30 protein-coding genes are annotated in these 26,036 nt (G+C 35.5%); 21 read left to right on the plus strand and 9 right to left on the minus strand.

Features of this window, described 5'->3' with window-relative positions:
• The first annotated feature begins 29 nt into the window (after positions 1–29).
• The 4 genes from WH267_RS07150 to WH267_RS07165 are packed head-to-tail and all read left to right on the plus strand — an operon-like array spanning position 30 to position 2,966.
• Positions 30–944 carry a hypothetical protein gene (locus WH267_RS07150; RefSeq protein ID WP_115969997.1) on the plus strand — a complete coding sequence of 305 codons (915 nt, stop codon included), beginning with the start codon at positions 30–32 and terminating at the stop codon, positions 942–944.
• 1 nt (position 945) lies between these two features.
• Entirely contained in the window at positions 946–2,085 is a 1,140-nt protein-coding gene (locus WH267_RS07155) for a beta-ketoacyl-ACP synthase III (RefSeq protein WP_340006893.1), read from the plus strand.
• The gene (locus WH267_RS07160; RefSeq protein WP_115969995.1) at positions 2,085–2,516 is read left to right on the plus strand and encodes a hypothetical protein; all 432 of its coding nucleotides are present in this window, start codon (positions 2,085–2,087) and stop codon (positions 2,514–2,516) included. The genes WH267_RS07155 and WH267_RS07160 overlap by 1 nt, the downstream gene beginning before the upstream one ends.
• A gap of 6 nt (positions 2,517–2,522) precedes the next feature.
• Positions 2,523–2,966 carry an ABC transporter permease gene (locus WH267_RS07165; protein WP_115969994.1) on the plus strand — a complete coding sequence of 148 codons (444 nt, stop codon included), beginning with the start codon at positions 2,523–2,525 and terminating at the stop codon, positions 2,964–2,966.
• Positions 2,967–3,540: 574 nt separating this feature from the next.
• Here the strand turns inward: WH267_RS07165 and WH267_RS07170 are convergent.
• Positions 3,541–6,453 carry an insulinase family protein gene (locus tag WH267_RS07170; RefSeq protein ID WP_340006897.1) on the minus strand — a complete coding sequence of 971 codons (2,913 nt, stop codon included), beginning with the start codon at positions 6,451–6,453 and terminating at the stop codon, positions 3,541–3,543.
• Between the two features lie 420 nt (positions 6,454–6,873).
• Here WH267_RS07170 and WH267_RS07175 point away from each other — a divergent pair, with 420 nt between their 5' ends.
• Genes WH267_RS07175 through WH267_RS07200 form a run of 6 tightly spaced genes read left to right on the plus strand, consistent with a single transcriptional unit; the run spans position 6,874 to position 11,960 of the window.
• Positions 6,874–7,278 (plus strand): hypothetical protein, encoded by a 405-nt coding sequence (locus WH267_RS07175; protein WP_340006899.1) that lies wholly within the window; start codon positions 6,874–6,876, stop codon positions 7,276–7,278.
• Positions 7,279–7,330: 52 nt separating this feature from the next.
• Entirely contained in the window at positions 7,331–8,326 is a 996-nt protein-coding gene (locus WH267_RS07180) for a BtrH N-terminal domain-containing protein (protein ID WP_115969991.1), read from the plus strand.
• 1 nt (position 8,327) lies between these two features.
• Positions 8,328–9,086, plus strand: coding sequence for an ABC transporter ATP-binding protein (locus WH267_RS07185; protein ID WP_340006902.1), 759 nt, complete (start codon positions 8,328–8,330; stop codon positions 9,084–9,086).
• The gene (locus WH267_RS07190) at positions 9,073–10,341 is read left to right on the plus strand and encodes an ABC transporter permease (RefSeq protein WP_340006904.1); all 1,269 of its coding nucleotides are present in this window, start codon (positions 9,073–9,075) and stop codon (positions 10,339–10,341) included. Before WH267_RS07185 ends, WH267_RS07190 begins: the two co-directional genes overlap by 14 nt.
• Before the next feature lie 51 nt (positions 10,342–10,392).
• On the plus strand, positions 10,393–10,821 hold the full coding sequence (locus tag WH267_RS07195; protein WP_115969988.1) for an acyl-CoA thioesterase: 429 nt from the start codon (positions 10,393–10,395) through the stop codon (positions 10,819–10,821).
• Positions 10,818–11,960 carry a beta-ketoacyl synthase N-terminal-like domain-containing protein gene (locus WH267_RS07200; protein WP_340006907.1) on the plus strand — a complete coding sequence of 381 codons (1,143 nt, stop codon included), beginning with the start codon at positions 10,818–10,820 and terminating at the stop codon, positions 11,958–11,960. Before WH267_RS07195 ends, WH267_RS07200 begins: the two co-directional genes overlap by 4 nt.
• 52 nt (positions 11,961–12,012) lie before the next feature.
• Here the strand turns inward: WH267_RS07200 and WH267_RS07205 are convergent, their stop codons facing one another.
• The 8 genes from WH267_RS07205 to WH267_RS07240 form a co-directional block, all read right to left on the minus strand.
• Entirely contained in the window at positions 12,013–12,972 is a 960-nt protein-coding gene (locus WH267_RS07205; protein WP_340006909.1) for a hypothetical protein, read from the minus strand.
• Positions 12,973–13,191: 219 nt separating this feature from the next.
• The gene (locus WH267_RS07210) at positions 13,192–13,374 is read right to left on the minus strand and encodes a hypothetical protein (RefSeq protein ID WP_340006911.1); all 183 of its coding nucleotides are present in this window, start codon (positions 13,372–13,374) and stop codon (positions 13,192–13,194) included.
• Positions 13,374–13,937: a DUF6705 family protein gene (locus WH267_RS07215; RefSeq protein WP_340006913.1), complete on the minus strand. Its 564-nt coding sequence runs from the start codon at positions 13,935–13,937 to the stop codon at positions 13,374–13,376. The genes WH267_RS07210 and WH267_RS07215 overlap by 1 nt, the downstream gene beginning before the upstream one ends.
• Positions 13,937–14,503 (minus strand): DUF6705 family protein, encoded by a 567-nt coding sequence (locus WH267_RS07220; RefSeq protein WP_340006915.1) that lies wholly within the window; start codon positions 14,501–14,503, stop codon positions 13,937–13,939. The genes WH267_RS07215 and WH267_RS07220 overlap by 1 nt, the downstream gene beginning before the upstream one ends.
• On the minus strand, positions 14,503–15,075 hold the full coding sequence (locus tag WH267_RS07225; RefSeq protein WP_340006917.1) for a DUF6705 family protein: 573 nt from the start codon (positions 15,073–15,075) through the stop codon (positions 14,503–14,505). Before WH267_RS07225 ends, WH267_RS07220 begins: the two co-directional genes overlap by 1 nt.
• Positions 15,075–15,641 carry a DUF6705 family protein gene (locus WH267_RS07230; RefSeq protein WP_340006919.1) on the minus strand — a complete coding sequence of 189 codons (567 nt, stop codon included), beginning with the start codon at positions 15,639–15,641 and terminating at the stop codon, positions 15,075–15,077. The genes WH267_RS07225 and WH267_RS07230 overlap by 1 nt, the downstream gene beginning before the upstream one ends.
• Complete coding sequence (locus WH267_RS07235) at positions 15,641–16,210, minus strand: DUF6705 family protein (protein ID WP_340006921.1); 570 nt, start codon at positions 16,208–16,210, stop codon at positions 15,641–15,643. The genes WH267_RS07230 and WH267_RS07235 overlap by 1 nt, the downstream gene beginning before the upstream one ends.
• 12 nt (positions 16,211–16,222) lie before the next feature.
• Entirely contained in the window at positions 16,223–17,686 is a 1,464-nt protein-coding gene (locus tag WH267_RS07240) for a hypothetical protein (protein ID WP_340006923.1), read from the minus strand.
• 129 nt (positions 17,687–17,815) lie between these two features.
• On the opposite strand from WH267_RS07240, the gene WH267_RS07245 reads away from it, so the two are divergent.
• The 11 genes from WH267_RS07245 to WH267_RS07295 all read left to right on the plus strand — a co-directional run bounded on the left by WH267_RS07245 (position 17,816) and on the right by WH267_RS07295 (position 25,957).
• Positions 17,816–18,373, plus strand: a complete 558-nt coding sequence (locus WH267_RS07245; protein WP_340006925.1) for a 3-oxoacyl-ACP synthase — start codon at positions 17,816–17,818, stop codon at positions 18,371–18,373.
• A 97-nt stretch (positions 18,374–18,470) separates the two neighbouring features.
• A complete protein-coding gene (locus tag WH267_RS07250) occupies positions 18,471–18,728 on the plus strand; it encodes a phosphopantetheine-binding protein (protein WP_089695129.1) in 258 nt (85 codons plus the stop codon).
• 192 nt (positions 18,729–18,920) lie between these two features.
• Positions 18,921–20,120 (plus strand): beta-ketoacyl-[acyl-carrier-protein] synthase family protein, encoded by a 1,200-nt coding sequence (locus tag WH267_RS07255; RefSeq protein WP_115969971.1) that lies wholly within the window; start codon positions 18,921–18,923, stop codon positions 20,118–20,120.
• Positions 20,117–21,178 (plus strand): beta-ketoacyl synthase N-terminal-like domain-containing protein, encoded by a 1,062-nt coding sequence (locus WH267_RS07260; protein ID WP_340006931.1) that lies wholly within the window; start codon positions 20,117–20,119, stop codon positions 21,176–21,178. The genes WH267_RS07255 and WH267_RS07260 overlap by 4 nt, the downstream gene beginning before the upstream one ends.
• A 149-nt stretch (positions 21,179–21,327) precedes the next feature.
• Positions 21,328–22,080 (plus strand): polysaccharide deacetylase family protein, encoded by a 753-nt coding sequence (locus WH267_RS07265; protein ID WP_340006934.1) that lies wholly within the window; start codon positions 21,328–21,330, stop codon positions 22,078–22,080.
• Positions 22,077–22,703, plus strand: a complete 627-nt coding sequence (locus tag WH267_RS07270; RefSeq protein ID WP_115970029.1) for a LolA family protein — start codon at positions 22,077–22,079, stop codon at positions 22,701–22,703. The genes WH267_RS07265 and WH267_RS07270 overlap by 4 nt, the downstream gene beginning before the upstream one ends.
• The gene (locus WH267_RS07275; RefSeq protein WP_115969967.1) at positions 22,669–23,304 is read left to right on the plus strand and encodes a hypothetical protein; all 636 of its coding nucleotides are present in this window, start codon (positions 22,669–22,671) and stop codon (positions 23,302–23,304) included. Before WH267_RS07270 ends, WH267_RS07275 begins: the two co-directional genes overlap by 35 nt.
• 7 nt (positions 23,305–23,311) lie before the next feature.
• Complete coding sequence (locus tag WH267_RS07280) at positions 23,312–23,923, plus strand: outer membrane beta-barrel protein (RefSeq protein ID WP_123321116.1); 612 nt, start codon at positions 23,312–23,314, stop codon at positions 23,921–23,923.
• 4 nt (positions 23,924–23,927) lie between these two features.
• A complete protein-coding gene (locus WH267_RS07285) occupies positions 23,928–24,299 on the plus strand; it encodes a 3-hydroxyacyl-ACP dehydratase (RefSeq protein ID WP_115969963.1) in 372 nt (123 codons plus the stop codon).
• Between the two features lie 4 nt (positions 24,300–24,303).
• On the plus strand, positions 24,304–24,780 hold the full coding sequence (locus WH267_RS07290) for a hypothetical protein (RefSeq protein WP_123321115.1): 477 nt from the start codon (positions 24,304–24,306) through the stop codon (positions 24,778–24,780).
• 4 nt (positions 24,781–24,784) lie between these two features.
• A complete protein-coding gene (locus WH267_RS07295; RefSeq protein ID WP_340006941.1) occupies positions 24,785–25,957 on the plus strand; it encodes a DUF2062 domain-containing protein in 1,173 nt (390 codons plus the stop codon).
• Positions 25,958–26,036: the final 79 nt, after the last annotated feature.

Genomic DNA, 26,036 nt, shown 5'->3' on the forward strand with positions numbered 1-26,036 from the left:
CATATTTTTGTAAACGCTAAAAAGATTCCATGAAAAAAAATATACTTGTCATATATTATTCCCAAACCGGCCAGCTGGAAGATATCGTGAGAAATATAGCCAAGCCTTTTGAAGTTCAAAAGGAAGAATATGATATTACCTATTATAATATTCAGCTAAAGGAAGATTTTCCTTTTCCCTGGCCAGGTGATGTTTTTTTCAACACCTTTCCGGAATCTTATTTACAAATCCCTAAAGAAATTGTACCGCCTTCAGAAGAAGTACTGAACAAAAAGTATGACCTCATCCTGTTCGGATATCAGGTATGGTATCTCACACCCTCTATTCCGATCATTTCATTTTTGAAGAGTGGCTATGCAGAACGCATCCTTAAAGACACTCCTATAGTTACCATTTCCGGAACCCGGAATATGTGGATGCTTTCTCAGGAAAAACTGAAAGTATACCTCAGAGACCTGAAAGCCAAACTTGTAGGAAACATCGCATTGGTAGACAGACATGATAATTACACCAGTGTACTTACTATTCTCCGCTGGCTGACTACAGGACAAAAGGAAAAATCAGGAATGCTTCCGGCAGCAGGAGTTTCAGATGAAGAAATTACAGGATCAGTAAAATACGGAACGATCATTGAAAGACATTTCAAAAACAATGATTTCGAAAATCTGCAACCTGATCTTGTAAAAAACGGAGCCATTGAAATCCGCCCGTTTTTAGTACGTGTAGAAAAGGTAGGAAACAAGATTTTCACGGTGTGGTCTAATCTGATTATCAAGAAAAAAGAGAAACGTCCATTGCTGATAAAATTCTTTAAGGTATATTTGATGGCAGCGATATGGATTATCTCACCTGTCGTTTTGGTGTTACACCTGCTTACAACCCCTATATTTTGGTTTAAAAGACAAAAACAAAAAAGATATTTACAAGGAATTAATTTAAAATAGAATGTACGACGTATTTATAACAAAAGCTTCAAAATATTTACCCAATGAACCGGTATCAAATGAGGAAATGGAAACATATCTTGGGCTTATCAATGACGCACCTTCTAAAGCCAGATCACTTATTTTAAGAAATAATAAAATTACTACAAGATATTACGCTTTAGATACAGAAGGAAACCCTACGCATTCCAATGCACAGCTTACCGCAAAAGCAATCGAAGGACTTTTTGATGAAAATTTCAAAAAAGAAGATATGAAGCTCTTATCCGTAGGAACTACGTCTCCGGATCAGATCCAGCCTTCACATGCTTCTATGGTTCATGGCGAGCTGAACATCGGAAAATCTATTGAGATCAACACAGCTACCGGACTTTGCAACTCAGGGATGAATGCCCTTAACTACGGATTCCTTTCGGTAAGAGCCGGAGTACAGGAAAGCGCAGTATGTGCAGGTTCTGAAAGAATGTCTGCATGGATGACGGCAGATAAATTCAATCATGAAGCTGAAAATTTAATATTATTAGAAGAAAGACCTATTATTGCTTTCAAAAGAGAATTCCTTAGATGGATGCTTTCTGACGGAGCAGGTGCTTTTTTATTAGAAAATAAACCCAGAGAAAACGGAATTTCTTTAAGAGTGGAATTTATCGATTTCTATTCTTATGCTCATGAGATTGAAGCATGTATGTATGCAGGATGTGACAAACAGGAAGACGGAAGCTTAAAATCATGGGCAGATTATCCATCTGACGAATGGCTGAAGCAATCTATTTTCGCTATCAAACAGGATACAAAGATTCTGGATAAATACATTCTTGTAAAAGGTGCTGAAAGCTTAAGGGCTTCTTTCGATAAACATAATCTGGATCCTGAAAAAATTGACCACGTATTGGCTCATATCTCTTCGGGGTATTTCAAAGACGGGTTAAAAGAAGAATTTGCTAAAAAAGGAATGGATTTCCCTGCTGAAAAATGGTTCTACAACCTTTCTGACGTAGGAAATATCGGAGCCGGATCTATCTTCATTGCCTTAGAGCAACTGATGAACTCCGGAACATTGAAAAAAGGAGAAAAAATTCTTCTTTGCGTTCCTGAAAGCGGAAGATTTGCCTATTCTTGCTCTTTATTAACCGTTTGCTAATGGAAAACAGACTGCCAACATCCGATAAAAATTTTGTAGAAAGCCTTATTCCACAACGTGCCCCATTTGTCATGGTCCATGAGCTGTCGGAATATTCTGAAAACCATCTTATTTCCGGATTTGAAATTAAAGACGGTAATCTATTTGTTCAGGACGGATTTTTTCAGGCTTCCGGGCTGATTGAGCATCAGGCACAGAGTGTAGCACTTCATACAGGGTACAAGTATTATCTGCTTGGAAAAGACGCTCCTACAGGATACATTGGAGCCATCAAATCTTTTGAAGCTGAAATATTGCCTAAAGTTGGGGATCATCTGAAATCGGAGGTAACCATCCTCAATGAAGTAATGGGAGTAACTCTGGTGGACATCGTTACGAAATTAAATGGTGAAGTAATTGCAAAATCTCAAATGAAAACTGCTGTAAAATAACTTTTAATGGAAATCAGGGAAGAAAATATCATCAATATTCATAACTTTTTACCGCATCGTGAACCGATGCTTATGGCAGACTATATTCTGGAACTGACCAAGGAAAAAGTAGTGACTTCCTTTGAAATAAAAGAAAACAATATATTTGTTCATAATAATGAATTTGTAGAAGCAGGTTTAATTGAGAACCTGGCACAGACCTGTTCATCCATCCTTGGACAAAGCTTTTTTGAAAATCCTGAAGCCAATACCAAGGTGATAGGCTTTATCACTAATATTAAAAAGATTGAGGTTTTCGGGCTTCCCAAAGTAAATGACAAGATCATTTCAAAAGCATCACTGATTTCCCAGTTTGAAAATATCTGCCATATCTTCTGCGAAACGTTCAACAATGATGAATTGTTGATAAGAGCAGAGATTAACCTGTTTATTCAGGAGGTAAAATCATAAAAAGAAAGAAAAAGACTTTAAAAGCTGTACGTTTCGTGCAGCTTTTTGTTTTACAATGATTGATATTTTTTCTTTATGTTTTAACGCTACGGTCGCAAAGAAAGTGCTTATTTCTATTTTTTTAAGTTCGCAAGGGCGTTTCACCCAGCTAAGATTCCTGACTATTTTTGAGAGAGAGGGTATTGTGTCCCCAATAAATAGGTTTTGGTTAAAGCCAAAGTAATTTTATTTTTTATTTAGGAAAGCTTTTAGCCCTCCTCTATTGAATTAAAACCCAACAAACTGATCAAAGATATTTCTTTCTTCCCTTGCTAAGTGAAACGTCTTTACGATCGAAAATATCCACAATGGATAATCCTTTTGCGAACTCTTGAGTTAAAAACAATAACCCAACACCTTATAAATGATCGCACCTATTTGTGGAATTATTTGTAACATTTATGCTTAAACAGTATTATATTTCACGTGAAACATTCTACAATTCTGTGGAACATTCACTATCAGACAAATACCATATTCAAACAAAAAAGTGGAACATTTCTGCTCCACTTCACCTATTATTAAAACTAAAATATTAGTATCCGAAAATCTCTTCAAGAGACAATTCCTGGAACTCTCCCATCTTGTTGATGGATTCCATATTCAGGTTTTCTTTTTTACCGATGATCGCCGTATTGTATTGTACAGGTTTCACCTCAGTGTTGTAGAATCCTGTAAGCTGAGGCAATGTCAGCCCCTGAATTTCAGCGTATGTATCTTTTCTGATATCATAATCAACACCTAGCTTTTTAAGTGCCAACTGACTAAAGAAAATATTCGTTCTGTTGATTCTGTTGGATGCAATCTGTTTCAATGCTGACCCTTTTGCATTTTCAAACTGTGTTGGAATCTGTGGTAATTCAGCCATTAGCTCACTCATTGCATTTACAGCTAAAGGAAGTTTATTGGACTGTGTTCCAATATAGTTGGTAATATAGTTAGCATGCCCTTTTTCTGAAGCGTTAGCATAAGAAACATAAGCAGAATAAGCTAAAGATTTACTTTCTCTGATCTCCTGGAAAACAATAGAAGATAAGCCTCTTCCGAAGTATTCATTGAACACATTTGCTTTTCCGAAATTGTTTAGGTTTACAGGGCTTGCTTTTGCTACTTTAGCCATTTCCATCTGTACCATATCATAGTTTGTGAAGTATACTTTTCCTGTTGTAGCAGGTTCTGCATATTCCTTAGCTTTTGCAGGCTGCAGACTTGTATTGGTGATATAAGGTTTTACAGCATTTTCCATACCTGCCTGATCTTTTCCGTAAAGCAGTATCTGGTAAGGATATTGGTTCAGCGTTTTTACCTTTTTCATTAATTCTGTAGCATCAATGCTCTCAAGGCGTGATTTGGAGATAACATCTATCATTCTGGACTCCTTTCCATATTTTGCATAGTTGGAAAGTGCTCCCATAATTCTTACTTTATCTTTCTTACCTGCCTCTCTCGCCTCAAGAATTGTTTTTACCGTCTGGCTGTAAACTGCTCTATCTGCCTTTACATTTGATAACCAATGATTCATTAATTCTACCCCTTTCTTCATATTGCTTTCAAGCCCGGATAAAGTAATAGTCGTTTGGTCATTCGATGTTATGAATCTATAAGAAACCCCCAGCTTATAGAACTCTTCCTTCAGTTGCTCCGGAGTATATTTATCCGTTCCAAGGTATTCGAAAACAGTACCTGCCAGCGAAAGTTCTTTATCATTATCTGTTCCGAAAGGGAAAACATAACTTATCTGAGCAATTTCATTGTATTTATTCTTTACAAAATTCACCGTTTTGTCTTTTATCTTTGAAGTATGAATCGCAGTTTTATAATCGATGAATTCAGGCTTAATTTCAGCAACTTTAGTATTTAAAATATCTTTAAGGAAAGGCGATTGAGCTTCCCTGTTCAGTTTAATAGGTGTAATTCCCGGATTTTCTACACGAACAAGCTTATCATTCACTCCCTTTTCTTTGTAAACAACCACATAGTTATCCTTAAAGAAATCATTGGCAAACTTTACAACATCAGCCTTAGTAATCTTTTCGTACTGATTGATCTCATCCAGCTCCTGCTCCCAGGTTCTCCCCTTAATATAAGAGTCGTAAAGCTCAGTAGCCAGGCCGTCAGCTGTTTCAAAACCTTTCATACGCTGAACTTTCTTATCATTTACAATAGCTTTAAGAAGCCAATCCGGAAATTGTCCTTTTTTAACCAGATCAAGCTGGTCCAATAACAATTTTTTAGCTTCATCAAAACTCTGCCCGTCCTTAGGTGTAACAGATAATGCAAACATTCCATACATTTTGAATGGAGATTCATAAGCACCTGCACCTAAAGTTTTTTGCTTTTGATTGATATTAAGGTCGATCAACCCTGCATCTCCTCTGTTGCTTAGAATTTCAGCGACTACATCTGCAAGTCTAGCCTCCTGCGTTCCATAAGAATCCGTTCTCCACGCCATTGTCATTCTTGGAGTAGAGGGGCTTTTTACTGTTCTGGAAACAACCTGATTCATTGGAGCTTCCGTCACCATCTTTTTCATCGGAATATCCTTGTATTTGAAGGATCCGAAATATTGGTCAACTAACTTTATAGTTTTATCGAAATCTATATCTCCAACCAATACTACCGCCATATTATTAGGCACATAGTAGGTATCAAAATACTTGTGTATAGCGACCATTGAAGGGCTTTTCAGGTGTTCAGAAGTCCCGATCGTGGTTTGCTGTCCGTTGGGATGTTTTGGAAAAAGGGCTTCCATCAATGCATAGTTTACCAAACGTCCGTCATTATCCTGAGCTCTGTTGTACTCCTCGTACACGGCTTCCAATTCTGTATGGAAAAGACGAAGTACCAGTTCTGAAAAACGTTCCTTTTCAACCTTTAACCATTTTTCCAGCTCATTGGATGGAATATTGTTTTTGTAAACAGTTTCATCCAGCCAGGTATGTGCATTGGTTCCTGTGGCACCTAATGAAGAAATAGCTTTATCATATTCATTCGCAATGGCAAATTTTGAAGCTTCCTGAGATACCTCATCTATCTTTTTATACAGCTCTTGTTTCTTTGCCGGATCCTTCTCTGCTTTATGCTGTTCATAAAGATCGGAAATCTGCTGTAATAAAGCTTTTTCTTTTGCCCAATCCTGGGTTCCAAGATGCGAAGTTCCTTTGAAGACCATATGCTCTAGGTAGTGAGCAAGTCCCGTATTATCACTTGGGTCATTATTAGATCCCGTTCTTACCGGAATATAAGTCTGGATTCTTGGGGCATCTTCATTTTTTGCCAGATAAACCTTCAATCCGTTTTTCAGAGTGTAGACTCTTACTCCTGCCTGGTCATTCTTTACTGTTTCATAAGTATAACCCTGAGCATCAGTTAATTTCTGAGTATCGAATTTCTGAGCCATAGCACTAAGCATGCAGAAAAGCGAAACAGAAATAAAAATTTTTTTCATAGTTAGTATTTAATCGTTATTTTTTTATCCAAATTTCAAATCCATTAGTCTTATAATATGGGGTACTTGTTACAGCTTCCATCATAAGTATTAACAGTATTTCTTAAGATTTCATTACATCCCGATAGTTAAACATCCTTGTTTTAAAAACTGAGAAAAACAGATTTTTTTATACTATCTGAGCCTGAAGGATGAAGATAAAGTTAATTCATGCCTTATATAAACGGAAAAATAAATTCATAAGTACTGAAGTGTAAGCCCTGACCAAAACACTGATATCACCTCTATTTCATAACAATATCATGATCAGGTTTGGCATAATTTTCATATTATGTATTTTCACTATTTTAGCCACCTGATTAAAAGAATCAAAACAGGTGAATCTCATTTCATCTGAAATCTAAAAAATTAAACATTCAGATGAAAAAACAAGACCTGCCTCAAGACGAAAGTAATCTGAAATCCGCTAACATGACAGAAGTTCTGTATGTAACGGATGAAAATGATAATTATACAACAGCCAACAGTACGGGCTGGGATGCCAAAAAAGCAGCTTTGGCCGAGTCCATGGAACTGATACATGAGAGAATTGAAGAAGCCAAACAGAACGTTGCCAATAATATTGTAAGCCCTATCGTTTATTTTATGGAACATAATAAAATGGATCTGGGAGTATTGGCCTCTTATGTAGGAATGTGGCAATGGAGGGTAAAAAGACACTTCAAACCCAAAGTATTTAAAACACTTAGCGAAACTGCACTGAAAAAATATGCCGATGCATTTGGGATTTCAGTGAATGAACTAAAAAACTTCGACGGGAAATAAATAAGGTCATACACACCATTTTATTCACCTATGAAAAAGATATAAACTGCAAATGAAATTAAACTTTGAACACCATCAGACTGCGCATTGCGAAAACGGTGTTGCTTCTAATTTACTGCTTAACAGAGGACTGAAACTAAGCGAACCTATGATCTTCGGAATCGGTTCTGGACTGTTTTTTGTCTATCTTCCTTTTTTAAAAGTGAATTTTGCTCCGGGCTTCAGCTATCGTCCGATGCCGGGTGCTATTTTCAGTAAAGCAGCGAAAAGATTAGGAATTAAAATCAAAAGAGAAAAATTCTCGAATCCCCAGGATGCTCAAAAAGCACTGGAGAGAAACTTAGCACAAAATATCCCTACAGGACTTCAGGTAGGAGTTTTCAACCTTACCTATTTCCCTGAAGAATATAAATTCCACTTCAATGCCCACAATCTGGTTGTATATGGTAAAGAAGATGGAAAATTTCTTATCAGTGATCCGGTGATGGATTATACCACAACTCTTACCGAAGCAGAACTTGAAAAAGTAAGATATGCCAAAGGAGCACTTCCTCCAAAAGGTCATATGTACTATCCTATCTACATTCCGGAAGATGTTCATTTGGAAGAAGCTATTAAAAAAGGGATCAAGGATACCTGTAAAAATATGCTGGCTCCGGTACCACTTATCGGAATAAAAGCTATGAGATGGGTTGCTAAAAGTATCCCGAAATGGGCAGAGAAGAAAGGAACAAAAGTAACCAACCATTACCTCGGCCAATTGATCAGAATGCAGGAAGAAATTGGAACCGGAGGCGGAGGTTTCAGGTTTATTTATGGAGCATTTCTTCAGGAAGCGGCTGTTATCCTTAAAAATGATGAACTAAAAGAACTTTCAAAGGAAATCACCTCTATCGGGGATCTTTGGAGAGATTTTGCAGTAGATATTGCCAGAGTGTACAAAAACAGAAATGCTAAGAGTGACATCTACAACACTTTATCAAAAACCATGCTTCATATTGCAGATTTAGAAGAAGCTTTCTATAAAAAACTGAGAAAAGCGATCTGATATGGCAGAAAATATGATTGAGATTAAAAATCTATATAAGAAATACAAAAATTCCGACGAGTTTTCTGTCAATGATATCTCTTTGAATATCGACAAAAATGAGATCTACGGAATTCTTGGGCCCAACGGAGCAGGGAAAACTACTTTGATTTCTATGCTTTCAGGGTTAATAAAACCTACTTCAGGACAATTTACCATCAATGGAATGTCTCCACAAAAAGACAATTTCAAGATCAGACAGATTATGGGAATTGTTCCACAGGAATATGCACTCTATCCTACCCTTACCGCAAAAGAAAACCTGATGTTCTTTGGCAGCTTATACGGATTAAAGCATAAACAACTTACCAGAGCCATTGATGATTCCCTGGAAATCATGGGGCTTTCAAAATTTGCAAATAAGCAGGTAGGACAATTCTCAGGAGGAATGAAGCGTCGCTGCAACCTCATCGCCGGAACCCTTCACAATCCGAAAGTATTGTTTTTGGATGAACCTACAGTAGGAGTAGATGTACAATCTAAAAAAGTTATCATAGATTTCCTTTTAGAACTGAATAAAAGCGGAACGTGCATCATTTATACTTCCCACCATCTTTCTGAGGCCGAAGAATTCTGTACTAAGATTGCTATTATTGATAAAGGAAGAATTCACGCAGTAGGAACTCCCGAAGAGCTTGTTTCTCAGATTACCCATGCAGAAAACCTTGAAGATGTTTTCATTTCATTAACCGGAAAAGAATTAAGAGATGTTGTTGTATAAACTGTGGAGAAGCTTTATTAAGGAAATTCTTCTGCTAAAAAGAGATATCGGAGGAATCGTCATTATTTTTGTAATGCCATTACTTTTGATTGTAACGATTACCCTGATTCAGGATTCTACCTTTAAAAATCTTGAAGGTTCAAAAATTCCGATCATTTTTATTGATAACGACAAATCTGAGGTTTCCAAAAATATAAAAGGGGAGCTGGAAAACAGTAAAACATTCCAGTTACTGACTAATTATAACGAAAAATCGGCTCAGGATGCTGTATTTGCAGGAGATTATCAGATGGCTATTGTCATTCCTGAAGATCTTACGAAGGATTTAAATTCTAATATCGACTCCAAAGTTCAGGCTATTGTAAGCTCATTTGGTTTAGAAGGCGATTCTGCAAAAACAAAAATAGAAGCTCCGAAAGCTAAAGAGATTCATTTATATTTTGATCCTGCCACTAATGCCGGATTCAAAAATTCGGTGATGAACTCAGTGAACAAAATGGTTTTTGAGATCGAAAATAAAAAGATCTATAAAGCATTCCAGGATCAGCTGGGAACAACTGAAAACCTTGAAGAGAATAAGAACCTCATCAGCTTCAAGGAAATCACCCCGAAAAAAGGGGAAATGGATATTATGCCGAATTCTGTTCAGCATAACGTTCCTGCCTGGACTCTTTTTGCAATCTTTTTCATCGTAGTTCCTCTATCCATCAATCTGGTAAAGGAAAAAAGCCAGGGTACAAGTGTAAGAGCAAGAATAAGCCCTACCCCTTATTTCGTTCATATTTTAGGAAAGACATTTACATATCTTATTATCTGTATCATTCAGTTTTTATTGATGGTAGCTGTAGGTATTTATCTTTTTCCTTATATGGATCTTCCGGCATTTGATGTATCCGGAAAAATGGTCCTGCTTATTACAGTAACTCTATTCTCCGGCCTTGCTGCCATTGGGTTTGGAGTATTATTGGGAACGATTGCTGATACACAGGAACAATCTGCACCTTTTGGAGCAACATCTGTAGTAGTATTGGCAGCAATCGGTGGAATCTGGGTTCCGGTATTCTTAATGCCTGAATTCATGCAGACGGTAGCCAAATTTTCACCTATGAACTGGGGATTGAATGCTTATTATGATATTATTCTAAGAAACAGCGGAATCGGAGGTATTGCCAAGGAACTGGTATTCCTGTTTTTATTTTATCTTGCCACAGTATCCATTTCTATTTTTTACGAAAGAAAGCTTCATAATATTTAATCGATTTTATTATTAATATTGTCTGGAATTTCCTGACAACTAAAAAACAACATGCAGTCTAACGAAAATATATTAACCTGTACCGAAGAAGTAAGAGTACGATTCAATGAGACAGACCCGCTGGGAATTGTCTGGCATGGGCATTACATTGTGTATTTTGAAGACGGAAGAGAAGCTTTTGGACGTCAGCATGGTCTTACCTATCTTGACATTCAGAATGCGGGCTATGTAACGCCTATTGTAAAGAGTACCTGTGAACATTTTCTTCCTTTAAAATACGGAGAAACATTCAGGATTGTAACGACTTTTATCAATTCTGTCTCTGCTAAGCTTATTTATAAGTATGAAATTTTCAACCAGGAAAATAAATTAGTATGCAGTGGAGAAACCATTCAGGTATTCCTGGACAGCAATGGAAGTTTATGTCTGTACAACCCGGAGTTTTTTCAAACCTGGAAAGATAAAATGGGATTATCATGAAGAAGGAAATTTATATCACAGACTACAACTGCGTAACTCCCCTTGGCTTCGATGTGGATTCTAATTGGGAAGCTCTTTTAGCAGGACAATCAGGAGTTGCTTTACATCAGATTATAGAAAATCAGGACGCTTTTTATGCTTCCTGTATCAATTCTGAAAAACTGGATGAAGAGTTCGACAGAAACTTCACCGGAAATACTGCTCAAAACTTCACAAGACTGGAAAAAATGCTGCTTTTAAGCATGAAACCTCTTGTTGAAAAACATAACATTTCTGAAGAGACAGCTTTCATTCTATCTACAACAAAAGGGAATATCAGTCTATTAAAAAATCAGACTGAACTGCCTGAAGGTGTCTATTTATCGCAATTAGCCCAGAAAATTGCTGATTTTTTCGGATTTAAAACCGAGCCTATTGTAGTATCTAATGCCTGTGTTTCCGGGGTAATGGCTGTTGCTGTTGCCAGGAATATGATTCAGGCAGGAAAATATAGAGATGCCTTTGTAATCGCAGGAGATGAAATTTCTGAATTTGTAATTTCCGGATTCAATTCATTTCAGGCTATTGGTTCAGAGCCTTGCAAGCCGTACGATAAAAACAGAAATGGGATCAATATTGGTGAGGCAGCGGCCGCCGTTTATATCACTGCTGACCCTTCTGAAAATGAAAATTTCAGATTTAAAGTATTGGGAGATTCAGCCATCAATGATGCCAATCATATTTCCGGCCCTTCCAGAACAGGAGACGGCTTATACGGAAGCATCAGAAATGCTATGATGGAAGCTAATGTTTCCGCAGAACAGATCGATTTTATTTCTGCCCACGGAACGGCAACAGTATACAACGATGAGATGGAAAGCATAGCATTCAGCAGAATGAATCTTCAAAACGTCCCGCTTAACAGCATGAAAGGATTCTATGGCCATTGTTTAGGGGCTTCGGGATTATTGGAAAGCATCATTTCTATGGAAAGTGCTCTTCATAACACCCTCATTCCTTCTAAAAACTTTGAAGAAATGGGAGTCTCCGAGCCTTTGAATATTATCAGAGAAAACCAGTCAGCAACAGTAAAGTATATTCTGAAAACGGCTTCTGGTTTTGGAGGCTGTAATGCAGCGATTGTGTTGGAAAAATGTTAATTCTACCTATCATATAAATAATAAAAACCACCCAATTCTGGTGGTTTTTCTTTTAATAATATTCAATTTTTCTCATCCATTTATACAGATCTTTTCCATCTACATTTTTGATGATCTTTATCCAGTTTTTATGTTTATCAAAAGTATATTTGAAGGTGATTGTTACAGGTTCTACTTCTTTATCTTCCACTCCGAATTTATCTAAATAGTAAAGTTTTGTTATATAATTACCATTATATTCAAATCTCGTTTCAAACCACACTTTATCATTACGATATATGGTTTCCTTTTCTAGCTTTTGATCTTTAGTATAAGTATAAACAGTATAGTAAGTTATACCATAATTATGGTACTTTCCATGTTCAATATTCGTTCTTTTTATTAGATTTCCCAATTCATCATAATCATATTTAAAATGTTCTGATAAATAGACTTCTTTATTTTCAAAATCACTTGTATAATTAAAAGTCTTTGATTCAATTACTTTATATTGATTATTGTAAATTTTCACCTGGCTTAATTTTTTATGATAGACAGAGTCTTTAACCATGGTATATCCCTTTTCTACTTTTTTCCAAATATCATTTGTAATTGCAAAAATACTGTCCGTCCTTGTAATTGTATCAAATTTCGTAGCGAATAAGGGCTTAAAGCTTTCAAGATTATTTGTATATTTTTCCATAGGCTCATCTTTTCCTTTGTAATACAATTCTGAAAATTTGGCGGTTTTGCTATTTCCATCATAAAAATAAAGGTATGTTCTTTCTGAGTATCCTCTACTACTTTGAGACGTTAACCTATTTAGCCTATCATAAGTATAATTGTAATCGTCTACAATTTCTCCTGATCTGTAATACCATGTTTCGTTTATAATATTTCGCTTTTTATCATAATAAGTTTCATTATTGATATATCTGCAGAAATCTGTTTCAAACCATGTATCCCGCATCCTTTTTCTTAAATTATCCGGAGTCATAATAACAGCATGTCCATACTCACTATCATTTGTCATAAAAGTAAAAGGACTAGATTCATTTAAAAAAACCACATATTCTTTTACAAATTTGGGTTTACCCAAAACTGTGTCTTTTATAACTTGGGAGTTAAAATAAGTCGATAGAAAGGATAAAATAAATAATATGTGCTTCATATTTCATCATTTAGAACCTGCTTTCAAGAAGTTATTATTAGATTTAATCCTAATTATTAATGCCTTTCAGAGGTTACTTTATTAGTGTTTTATTAAAATTACATCAACAGATTCATCTTCCATTTCATTACTTAAATCTTTAAAATATGAATTTGCAACTGCTCCAAAAGCAGAAGTATTCAAAGGAAGTATTTGCTGTGCCTTACAAGAAAACACAACAAACAAACAAACAAACAAACCCAATATTACCAATTTACTTCTCATTACTGCTTTGTAAAGATCAGATTCTCTGTCTCTGGAAGATAGATGGTATAATCCCTATTCGGGGGACAATCTTTATCATTTCTGGTAGTTGTTCCAGGAGAATACCCCCAGGAAAACTGTGTAGAACTTATTTTCTTTAATACAATGTTTCCTATTCCTACACTACAATTTCCGCCAGCAAAGATTAACATAACTGAGTTATTTTCAATATCAGATCCTTCAATCAGTAATTTAACCTTAATATTAAAATCATTATTTAGTGAGCTCTCTAAAACGACACCATGATTGTTTGTTACTTCATATCTTACAAGTAGCCTGTCTTTAAAATTATGTTTACCCCACATTTCAAAGGGAACTTTTAGTTCTTTTGCTATTTTTAATTTAATTACTTTTTCTTGAAAATCACCTTTCCAAGTGCCTATATAAGGATCTAATTCATTATTTATATCTTTAAAATATGAATTTGTTGGAGATTTAGATGCAGAATTATTCAAAGGTAATACCTGCTGTGCCTTACAAAAAAGCACAGTAAATAATACCAATATAAACCATCCACTTCTCATTACTGCTTTGTAAAGATCAGATTCTCTGTCTCAGGAAGATAGATTGTATAATCTTGGGTAGGCGGGCAATCTTTATCATTTCTGGTAGTTGTCCCAGGATAGTACCCCCAAGAAAATTGGGTAGGATTTATTTTCTTTAATACAATAGTTCCTATTCCTACACTACAATTTCCACCAGCGAAAACTAAAGTAACTTTGTCACCATTATCTTGAGTCTTTGAACCATCGATAGAAAGTTTAAGGTCATTACTAAAGTCATGATTAATAGTACTTTCTAGTATTACATTATTTTTTTTAATTTCATATTTAACAAATATCTGATCCCTATAGAATGATTTTCTAAATCTTTCTATAGGGATTTTTATCTGTTTTGATATCTGTAAAATTATAGTCTTATCTTGAAAATGCCCTGTCCAAGTCCCCGTATAGTAATCTAATTCATTATCTGAGTCTTTAAAATATGAATTTGTTGGTGAACTGTAACCAGAGGTATTTAGTGGCAATACCTGTTGTGCCTTGCAAGAAAACACGACCAAAAAACCAAATATGATCCATCCATTTCTCATTACTGCTTTGTAAAGATCAGATTCTCTGTCTCTGGAAGATAAATTGTGTAGTCTTTATCAGGAGGACAAGTAATGTCATTTCTTGTTGTGGTTCCAGGATAATAGTTCCATGAAAATTGAGTAGAACTTAGTTTCTTGAAAATAATATCTCCAATTCCTACACTACAATTTCCACCAGCATATAGTAAATCAATTTGTCCATCAGCTTTTGTACCTAAACTTAATATTAGATTTTTAATGGCTGCATTAGGATGATATGTATTATTTAAAGTAGTTTGTAAAATATTCCCATTTGAATCTTTTATTTCATATTTTACAATAAGAACATCTGAAAAAAAACTTTTCCCCCACTCAGAATAAGGTCTTTTTATTTCTTTTGTAATATTTAGTATAATTGTTTTATTTTGAAAAATTGATTTCCAAGTACCAATGTATGGGCTCAATTCATTATCTAGGTCTTTAAAATATGAGTTTGTTGGTGAACTGTAATCAGAGGTATTTAATGGTAATACCTGTTGTGCCTTGCAAGAAAACACAACCAAAAAACCAAATATGATCCATACATTTCTCATTACTGCTTTGTAAAGATCAGATTCTCTGTCTCTGGAAGATAAATTGTGTAGTCTTTATCAGGAGGACAAGTAATGTCATTTGTTGTCGTTGTCCCAGGATTATAATCCCAGGAAAATTTGGTACCACTTATTTTCTTGAAAGTGATTGTTCCTATTCCTACGCTACAATTGCCTCCAGAAAAAAGTAATATAATGCTATTACCATTATCTTTAGTAAGCGCACTCTTTATTGAAAGTCCAATGTCATTTGTAAAATCTTTATTTAAGGTACTTTCTGATATTACTCCATTTTTTTTAATTTCATATCTGACAAATAATTGATCTCTATAGAAGTTTTTCCCAAAAAGCTTAACTGGTTTTTCTATTTGCTTAGAAATATGAAGGGTTATCATTTTACCTTCAAACGAAACGTTCCATATTCCATTATAAGCATCTAATTCATTATTTAAATCTTTAAAATATGAATTAATAGGAACGTTTTCTGCATAAGTATTTAGCGGAAATATTTGCTGTGCCTTACAGAAAAGCACAGTAAATAATACCAATATAAACCATCCACTTCTCATTACTGCTTTGTAAAGATCAGATTCTCTGTCTCTGGAAGATAAATTGTGTAGTCTTTATCAGGAGGACAAGTAATGTCATTTCTTGTTGTTGTTCCAGGATAATACCCCCAAGAGAATTGAGTAGTATTAATTATCTTTAGGGTTATAATTCCTATTCCTACGCTACAATTACCTCCCGAAAATACCAGTGTAATGCTATTATCTTGAATTTTCGAACCTTTTATGGAAAGTCCAATATCATTTGTGAAGTCTTTATTCATTGTACTTTCTAATATAGTATTACCTTTTTTCACCTCATATTTTACAAAAATTTGATCTCTATAAAACGGTTTTCCAAATCTTTCTATTGGAACTTTTACTTGCTTAAATATTTGTAACGTAATAGTTTTTTCTTGAAAATTTCCTTGCCATCTTCCTATAAAAGAATCTAATTCGTTATTTGAATCTTTAAAATATGAATTTGGAGTTGAACCTAGTGCTGAATAATTTAATGGCAATATTTGTTGTTGTTGTTGTTGTGCCTTACATGATAGCGCACAGAAAATAAGTATATAAATAATCTGTTTCATAATATTATTGTTTTAATTTTTGCATGGAGATGGCTTAATTGTACCATCTGAATTTTGATTTATTGTTGAAACTTCAACACCCCCTGCCTTTTCCTCTATTCTTTGTAATATAACCTTATTTTTCACCCCCATTTTATTCAAAGTAGAAAATAATAATATTTCTAATTTTTCATAAGTAGAAAAGTTATTATTCAATATACTTTCTACATAATCGTCCCATTGTTGATCATTCCAATTTTTCAATTGTTCTTCACTATAGCTCCCATATGCTGGCAAATCCCCATGACTTCCATCAAAATACATTACATAATGTATGCCACCAGGAGCTACCAATCCCATATAAGCATTCCCCGTATTTCCTATACTCTGATATCTTGCGATTTCTATTAAAGTGTAAATATCATCTGAAGAAAATATATTCACTCCTGTTCCTGGGTGACTATGATAGCCTCCATTCATGGTAGACGGATCTCCAAAGTTGACACTATGATCATTGTTTTCAGTGGTTTCTGTAGGTGGACTTCCATCTTTATTAAACTTCCAGCCTTTTTCTCCACCTCTTGTTCCTTCTTTTGCTATATGGTTTTTCAAATCCTTTACTTTAAGCTGAACAGCAATATCATCCTGAAGCTTTTTTGTTTTCTTACACGGATCATCCTCAGGATTCAGATAATCCGGAAACTTATGTTTAGAACCATCCCCCGACATTGCTTTTCCTCCTCCACTGCCCAGATGTGCTCCATTAGCTTCTTTCCATGGAGAGTCCTTCCACCACTCTCTTCCAGGGAACATATATCCGAAACCGCCACCGCCACCAGAAAAAACATTGAATTTAATGATGGTGATTTCCTCGATATCGTTAACCCTAATATTTTGCTCTTTAGCAAATTTCCCCATTGGAGTAGGATTTTTGGGATATAAGTTATCTACCGCATCCTGAAGAATGGCTAATACTCTCAGCGTTACAGGATCATTATTCTGGACAATGGTAAACTGTACATAATCTCTGTTGGGAGTAACAATACCATGAATAAAAGCCGTTACCCGATCTCCCTGGAGAATAGGAAAGGCAATAGCCTTGGAACTATCTCCATAAGTATAGGTAGATACATTATAAAAAGGATTTCCAAAATCTTTATAAAATTCCAGCCCTAAAGCAGGATTGTTTTGGAAAAATGATTCTATGGTTTCTCTGAATGGCAGTTTATAGCTCACCTGAGAGATAGGAATATTTACTGGGGAGGTATTGTAAGAGGCATTCTTTTGGTTAGTTTGAGCGGATGCCTGCTGCCTGTTCTGAGATCTGAATTCAGGATCAGCCTGAGCCTTCTCTTCAAATTTCAGGAACATTTCAATAGGAGCCCTGAATTGGGCCTGCTCTTCTTTGGGAAGTACTTCATCTTCCGTCCGGCAGGAATAGATAGAAACTGTCAGCACTGATAGCAGGGCCAACCGAAGAATAATTTTTCCTCTCATAGATGTTTTTTAGTTTTCGAATATACTATTTTTTTCACCAATAAGGGATAAAAAAAATAAATATTTAAAAATTTGAATGCACCCCATAACAACTCGCTGTCATTTCAAATTATTTTATATTTTTAAAAAATGGAAATACCATTAATGAAGAAAACAAAAACCTGTACTATAGAACATTCAAAGATAACCGTTGACGGAAATCTTATTTTTGAATCCGAAAGCAATATATTCCCGGAGTTTGCTAAAGAAGCCTATAAAAACGCAGAGCTGAACTATCCAAAGTTTCATAAAATGGATAGCCTGAGCAAACTGGCCTTTCTCTCTGCCGAAATGATTTTAAAAGAAGATGAAGATCACAGCAGAACCGCATTGGTTTTTGCCAACCGGTCGTCCAGTCTGGATACCGATTTCAAATACCAGGAAAGCATCAATTCTCAGGAAAATTACTTTCCGAGTCCTGCAGTCTTTGTTTATACTTTACCCAACATCTGTGTAGGTGAAATCAGCATTAAGCACAAAATGCAGACAGAGAATGCTTTCTTCGTTCTCGATGATTTTGATGAAAATTTTTTAAATGATTATGCAGAACAGATTCTTCAATCAGGAAAAGCAGATAAAGTATTGTGCGGCTGGGTTGAATTATTTCAGGAAAATTATAAAGCTTTTGTATATTTGCTAACCTTATAAAAATGTAACCATCCGGCAATCTGAAAATGCAACAATGACAAATCATTAACGCATTGATAAACTGTCATATCGGTACATTATTAAATTAAAACTTTTTATGGAAAACTTAAAAACTGAATTGAAGCACAAAATTATTGAAGTCCTTAACCTTGAAGACGTTTCTGTAGAGGAAATCAAAGATACTGATCCATTATTCGGAGGTGGATTAGGATTAGACTCTATTGATGCTTTAGAATTAATCGTTCTTCTTGATAAAGACTATGGAATAAAATTAGCTGATCCTAAGAAAGGAAAGGAAATTTTCCAATCTATCGATACCATGGCTCAATTCATCGAAAACAACAGAACAAAATAATTTTTTTCAAACGCTAGGTTCGCTGAGCTTTTTAAACATCGGAAATATTTTCGGTCGCAAAGGCGCTTCACTTAGCAATGAACACTAATTGTATTTTCTTGGCTAAGTGAAACGCCCTTGCGAGCTTAAAAACAGTTTGAAAAATAAAGCTTTGCGCTCATTGCGTTTAAATAATTCATAGAAAACTAATTAATGAGTCAAAAAATTGCCATCACAGGAATGGGCATCATTTCCTCCATCGGAAACAATGTGGAAGAAAATTTTATTTCATTGCAATCCGGAAAGCATGGTATTTCAGATATTCAGATGTTTGAAACCCGCCATGCCGGAACCATTAAAACAGGTGAAATAAAATTATCCAACGAGGAACTTGTACAAAAACTTCAACTTAACGCAGACAACAATGTCACAAGAACATCCTTATTAGGTATGGTTGCTGCCAAAGAAGCTGTAGAAAGTGCCGGAATATCAGACATCAACGGGTACAGAACCGGAATGATCTCCTCCACCAGTGTTGGCGGAATGGATATTACTGAAAAGTACTTCTATTCCTATGAAAACTTTCCTGAAAAGCAAAAATATATTGATGCTCATGATGCCGGAAATTCCTCATTGGCGATAGCCGGTCATTTGGGATTAAAAGGCATGGTTTCCACTATCAGCACAGCTTGTTCATCTGCAGCTAATGCCATCATGATGGGGGCAAAACTGATTAAAAACGGAATTTTAGACCGTGTGATCGTTGGAGGAACAGATTCTCTTTCAAAGTTTACCCTGAATGGTTTCAATACTCTGATGATCCTTACCGATTCTTACAATACTCCTTTTGATAATGACAGAAAAGGCCTGAACCTTGGGGAAGCTGCTGCTTTCATAGTTCTTGAGTCTGAAGAAATTGTAAAAAAGGAAAACAAAAAGGTGCTGGCCTATCTTTCCGGTTACGGAAATGCCAACGATGCGCATCACCAAACTGCGTCTTCTGAAAACGGACAGGGAGCCTTTTTAGCCATGCAGCAAGCACTGAAAACTTCAGGATTAAAAAAAGAAGAGATCGACTATATCAATGTTCATGGAACAGCAACTCCCAATAATGATTTATCAGAAGGAATTGCTATGATCAGGATATTTGGAGAAAATAACGTTCCTGAATTCAGTTCCACAAAAGCATTTACAGGACATACACTGGCTGCCGCTGCCGGAATTGAAGCTGTATTTTCAATTTTAGCAATGCAGCATAACCTTATCTTCCCAAACCTGAATTTTAAAACAAAAATGGAAGAGTTTGATTTAACTCCGGTTACTGAGCTGAAGGAGAAGAATATCAATCATGTTCTTTCCAATTCATTTGGGTTTGGAGGAAACTGTTCAACCTTAATTTTCTCAAAGTCATGAGTACAGTATACATCAACAGTGCATCCTGTATCTCCGTTCAGGACACTTTAAGCGAAAATATTCTTCAGAATCTTAAGCCGGAAAACTCGGTAAAGATTATTAAAGCCATAGAACCTAATTACAAGGAATTCATTCCACCTGCCATGATCAGGAGAATGTCCAAAACGGTAAAAATGAGTTCTGTAGCTTCACACTATGCTTTAAAAGAAGCGGAAATTGAACAGCCGGATGCTATTATTGTAGGAACCGGAATGGGATGTTCACAGGATTCTGAAAAGTTTCTGAAAAATGTGATTGATAACCATGAGGAATTTCTAACTCCTACATTTTTCATTCAGTCTACCCATAATACTGTTGCAGGTCAGATTGCGCTGGGATTACAGTGCCATGGCTACAACTTCACCTATGTAAATACGTCTTCATCGCTGGAATTTTCATTCCTGGATGCACTGGTTCAGATCAAAGATGGTGAAGCTGAAAATGTTCTGGTAGGTTCTACCGATGAACAAACTGACAGAACAATGGAACTCTACTGCCTGAATAATACCGTTAAAAAGGAGGCAGACCTTCCCGCAGATTATTTGAATTCCACAACCAATGGAGTTATTTGGGGTGAAGGCGCAAGCTTTTTTGTTTTGGGGAAAGATAAAACAGAAAACGCCTATGCAAAACTTACAGATATTAAAATCAGCAATGGATTAGATCTGGAAGAAACTTCAGATTTTATACAGAAATTTTTGACGAAGAACAACCTTTCAGCAAAAGATATTGATGCTGTCATTTTAGGTTATAGTGGTGATGCAAACTCTGATGCCTATTATACTAAAGCTATGGATCTTTTTCAGGATTCTGCTTTATTGTATTACAAACATTTGAGTGGGGAATTCAATACTGCAAGTGGTTTTTCTACATTTATAGCATGTCATATTCTTAAGGATCAGCAGATCCCGGAAGTAATGATGATTAATACAGAGAGAAAAGAAAAAGTGAAGAATATTCTTCTTTACAATCATTTGGCAGGTAGCGATCATAGTTTGGTATTACTGGAAAAAGCTTAATTGACCGAAAGACAAAAGGACTAGTTTATAAAGTAAAGCAGTATTGTCATTCTGACGAAGGAAGAATCTCTATTTTATATTATTTCAGATTCGTCATTTTGCTCTGCGGCTCTCAAAATGACAACTTAGATTCACAAACTTTAAAGACGATGAGACATTATTCATTTATCCTATTTTATCTTTTCTGTAACGTTTTTATTTATGCGTTTCAGGGAAGCCTTTGGGTATATGTTGCCTGTTTTCTTGCTTTTTCTGCCGTGATGGTTTGGGGATCATTTGCTATTGAACTGGGATATTTTGTCAAAAGTATTACCCATAAGAGGACAAAAATCAAGGAAGTAGCCCTTACTTTTGATGATGGCCCTACTGAATTTACACCGAAGTTTTTGGATCTTCTTAAAGAGCATAAAATAAAAGCTACCTTTTTCTGCATCGGAAAACAGATTGAGAAATATCCTGAAACTTTTCAAAGAATCATTGCTGAAGGACACTCCATCGGAAATCATACCCTATCCCATTCCAATTCAACAGGTTTTTTATCTGCTTCAAAAATGACCGCAGAGATCGAAAACTGTGACGAGGTTATAAAGAAGGTTGGGAATATACAAACAGACTTATACAGACCTCCTTTCGGAGTTACCAATCCCAGTATTGCCAAAGCGATACTACGGACTCATAAAACAAGTATTGGCTGGAATGTCCGCTCTCTGGACACGATCATTGATGATGAAAAGAAAATCTATCAAAGAGTAACTAAAGGCCTGAAAAAAGGAAGCATTATCCTTCTTCACGACACTTCAGAAAAAACGTATCATGTGCTGGCGGATTTATTAGTATTTTTGGCAGATAAAAAGTACTCAACCTTTACAGTTGATTCTATTACAAATTCAAGAAAAAAATGATTAAAAATATTGCTTTCGGAGCATTTTTACTGGTTTCCGGTTTCTTTTTTGCCCAAAATACGGCAATGTCAGGAGCGGAGGCTAAGGCATTCGTATCTAAGGTTTCGGCGGACACCAAAGAAATCAAGACCCTGCAAAGTGATTTTACCCAAACCAAGAAACTGGACTTTCTGGATAAAAGTATTGTTACCTACGGAAAAATGTCATTGCAGACCCCTAATATGCTGAGCTGGAAATATACCAAACCTTATCAGTACAGCATTGTTTTCAAAAGCAATAAAATCTACATCAACGATCAGGGAAAAAAATCTTCCGTAGATGCAAAAAGCAAAACTTTTGAAAAGATCAATAAACTGATTGTCGGAAGCTCCAACGGGACAATGTTCAACGACCCTGAGTTTACGGTGACCTATTTCAAAAACGGGAATTACAATGTGGCGAAATTTGTACCGAAGACGTCCCAGCTTTTAAAATATATCAAACAGATTGAACTTTATTTCCCTAAAAATCAATCTACCGTTTCGCAGGTAAATATGACGGAAGCTTCCGGAGATACTACGAATATTGTTTTTAAAAATACAAAGATCAATGCTTCGATTCCTGCGTCAGAATTTACTTTATAGCCTGATCCTGTTATCGGCTGTTTCCTGTAAAACCTATCAGCTTACAGACGTAAAACCGGTTCCGATAAATGAAAAGACAGTAGAAAATCTTTATTTTTCGTCTGCCGAAGATTATGTTTATAAATGCCAGATGGATATTTATAAAAATCATGTAAGCGGTATTCTCATCATCAAAAAACTGAATGATAAGACACATCGGGTCGCATTAACTTCTGATTTTGGCAATAAACTGATTGATTTTGAGATTTCGGAGAATAACTTCAAACTCAATTACGTACTTCCTGATCTGGATAAAAAAATTGTCATCAATTTTCTGAAGAATGACTTTCAGCAACTTCTAAAAAGACAATATCCGGTGAGCGAAAGCTTTGAAAATGAAAATGCTAACATCTATCTCTCCAAAATTGACAATAAAAGCTATTATTTGTTCTTTAACAAAGAAAATAATCTACTGAAACAGATTATTTATACTAAAAATAACAGAGAAAAGATCGATTTTACTTTTGATGCGAAAAAACATATCTTCGCGGACAGCTTACACTTAGATCATAAGGATTTTAAGATCAATATAAAACTATTTCAAATAACCGAAACTGAATAACTTATACATGAAGAAAATATATTTTCTGCTTTTTGCTCTCATCTCCGGACTTTCTTTTGCACAGGTAACTTTCAGCCTTGGAGTAAGAGGAGGCGCCAATTTTTCACATTTCACACAAGGCAATGGGGTTGAAAAATACTTAATTTATGATGAAAACACTCATTCCTACGATGAAATAAAAGGATCTTATAAATTTAAGACCCGTACAGATTTTTATATTGGTTTTTTTGGAAATATAAGACTTACTAAATTTTATGCTTTGCAACCTGAATTTAATTATTCAAGACAAGGTGCAAAAGTAGAAAGTATTGGAAGAAATGACAGAGATGAATATAAAATTTCTTATTTTGGAACCCAGTTAGTCAATAAGTTTTATTTTAAAAATTTCAATGTGCTTATAGGCCCTACCATTGATGTAGTTGTGGAAAAAGACTTTGATCCATCCTATAATTTCGATTTAGGAATTACTGCAGGGGCAGGTTATGACATTACCAAGAACTTTGGAGTGGAAGCCAGAATAAAACACGGCTTTTTACATACCATAAATAACTACCAGGGAAAACATGCCAATGTAGTTTTCCAGGCTGGAGTATATTATACATTTAATCTTAAAAAATAAGATCATGCAAACCATTCTTACAGATTTTTATAGTTTAACATCATACGAAAAGACAGAAAACGGAAGCTTTATTGCCAATATCCATTTGAATAAAGATCACGATATTTTCAAGGGCCACTTTCCAGGAAATCCTGTGACGCCAGGAGTTTGTATGATGCAGATCATAAAAGAACTTACAGAAGAATTTACAGGGTCAAAATTATTTTTAAAAACAGCTTCGAATGTAAAATTTATGGCTATTATCAATCCTTTTGAGACTCCTGACCTGAAACTTCAACTGGACATTACTGAAAACGAGGAAGATGTTAAAGTAAAAAATGTAACTTCCTTTGGCGAGACTATTGCATTAAAATTGTCTGTAAGCTATAAAAAATAACATCATGAAACTTATTTTATCCTTCGTAGCGGCATTTTTATTTTTCTTTCAGTCTGACCTTGAAATACTGAGAAACAGCTATGCCAAGGCTAATGACTCCAGCACTAATACAACAAACTTTATTGAAGCTGCAGAAAAACAATCCGGTTCTGATCCTGTAACTTTAGGATATAAAGCAGCGGCCAAAATCATGGAAGCCAAAGTATCCAAAGGAAACAGAAAAGCGCTTGTAAAAACAGGTGCCACCAACCTTGAGGGCATTATCAAAAGTAATCCTAATAATGCAGAACTTCGTCTGATCAGATTAAGTGTTCAGGAAAACATTCCTAAAATCGTGGGATACAGAGGAAGTTTAAAAGATGATAAAGCATTCCTCCTGAATAATTACAGTAAACAGAATGCTGCTTTGAAAAACTATATCAAAAGGTTTGCAGGGCAGTCTAAAACCATTACCGAGGCAGAAAGAGCCACTTTAAAATAGAACAATGTCCCTTGCTGAAATACAAAATGCAATTTCTGAAAGGAAGATCTGCGTTTTAATACCTACCTACAATAATGAAAAGACTCTGAAAAGGGTAATTGACGGTGTTTTAAATTACACCGAAAGTATTATTGTGGTCAATGATGGTTCCACAGACTCCACCCTTCAGATTCTGAACCAATATCCTCAGATCACAGTCATTTCCTTACCGCACAATAAAGGAAAAGGAAACGGACTTAAAACAGGCTTCAGAAAGGCAAAGGAACTGGGATATAACCACGCTATAACCATTGATTCCGATGGACAACATTATCCGGATGATATCCCGGTATTTGTAGAAGCTCTTCTTCAGGAGAATAAAGATGTTCTTCTGATTGGAAACAGGAATATGTCTCAGGACGGAATTCCAAAAAAGAGCAGCTTCGGAAACCGGTTTTCCAATTTTTGGTTCTGGTTTGAAACCGGGATCAGGCTGGAAGATACTCAGTCCGGTTACAGACTTTACCCTTTACATAAAATTCCAAAGAAATATTTTACCCCTAAGTTTGAATTTGAAATTGAGATCATTGTAAGAACTGCATGGAGGCATGTTCCTGTAAAAAATATTCCGATAAAAGTATTGTATGATCCTGCAGAACGCGTTTCCCATTTCAGACCATTCAAGGATTTCACCAGAATCAGTATTCTGAATACAATTTTGGTGACCATTACCCTTTTCTACATTATTCCGAGAAACTTTGTGAATAATTTTAAAAAAAAAAGCTTTAAAAGATTCATAAAGGAAGATGTACTGGAAAGTGACGGAAGCAACCGGACAAAAGCATTTTCCATTGCACTTGGAGTCTTTATCGGTCTTTCTCCTTTTTGGGGATTCCAGACCCTGCTTGCCATCAGCTTATCCGTTCTTTTTAAGCTGAATAAAGTGCTTGCCTTTGTGGCATCCAATGTGAGTTTACCTCCTTTTATTCCTTTCATCATTGCAGCCTCCTTATTTCTGGGTGCTCCATTTGTACATGGAGACAGTAACTTCCTTAGCCAGGATCTTAATTTTGAGCTGATCAAGAATAATCTGCTTCAATATGTGATCGGAAGCTTTATCCTGAGTACCACATTATCTGCTATTGCGGGAATAAGCACCTTTCTTTTTCTGAATAAACTTAACCCTGAAAATAATTAAACCCGCTCTGATATTATAACTAAAAAGAAAAGCTCCGGAAAAAATCCCGAAGCTTTTACACTTATTTATTTTAATGTTT

The organism is Chryseobacterium sp. MYb328, from assembly GCF_037572595.1.
In the GTDB taxonomy this organism is placed as follows: domain Bacteria; phylum Bacteroidota; class Bacteroidia; order Flavobacteriales; family Weeksellaceae; genus Chryseobacterium; species Chryseobacterium pennae.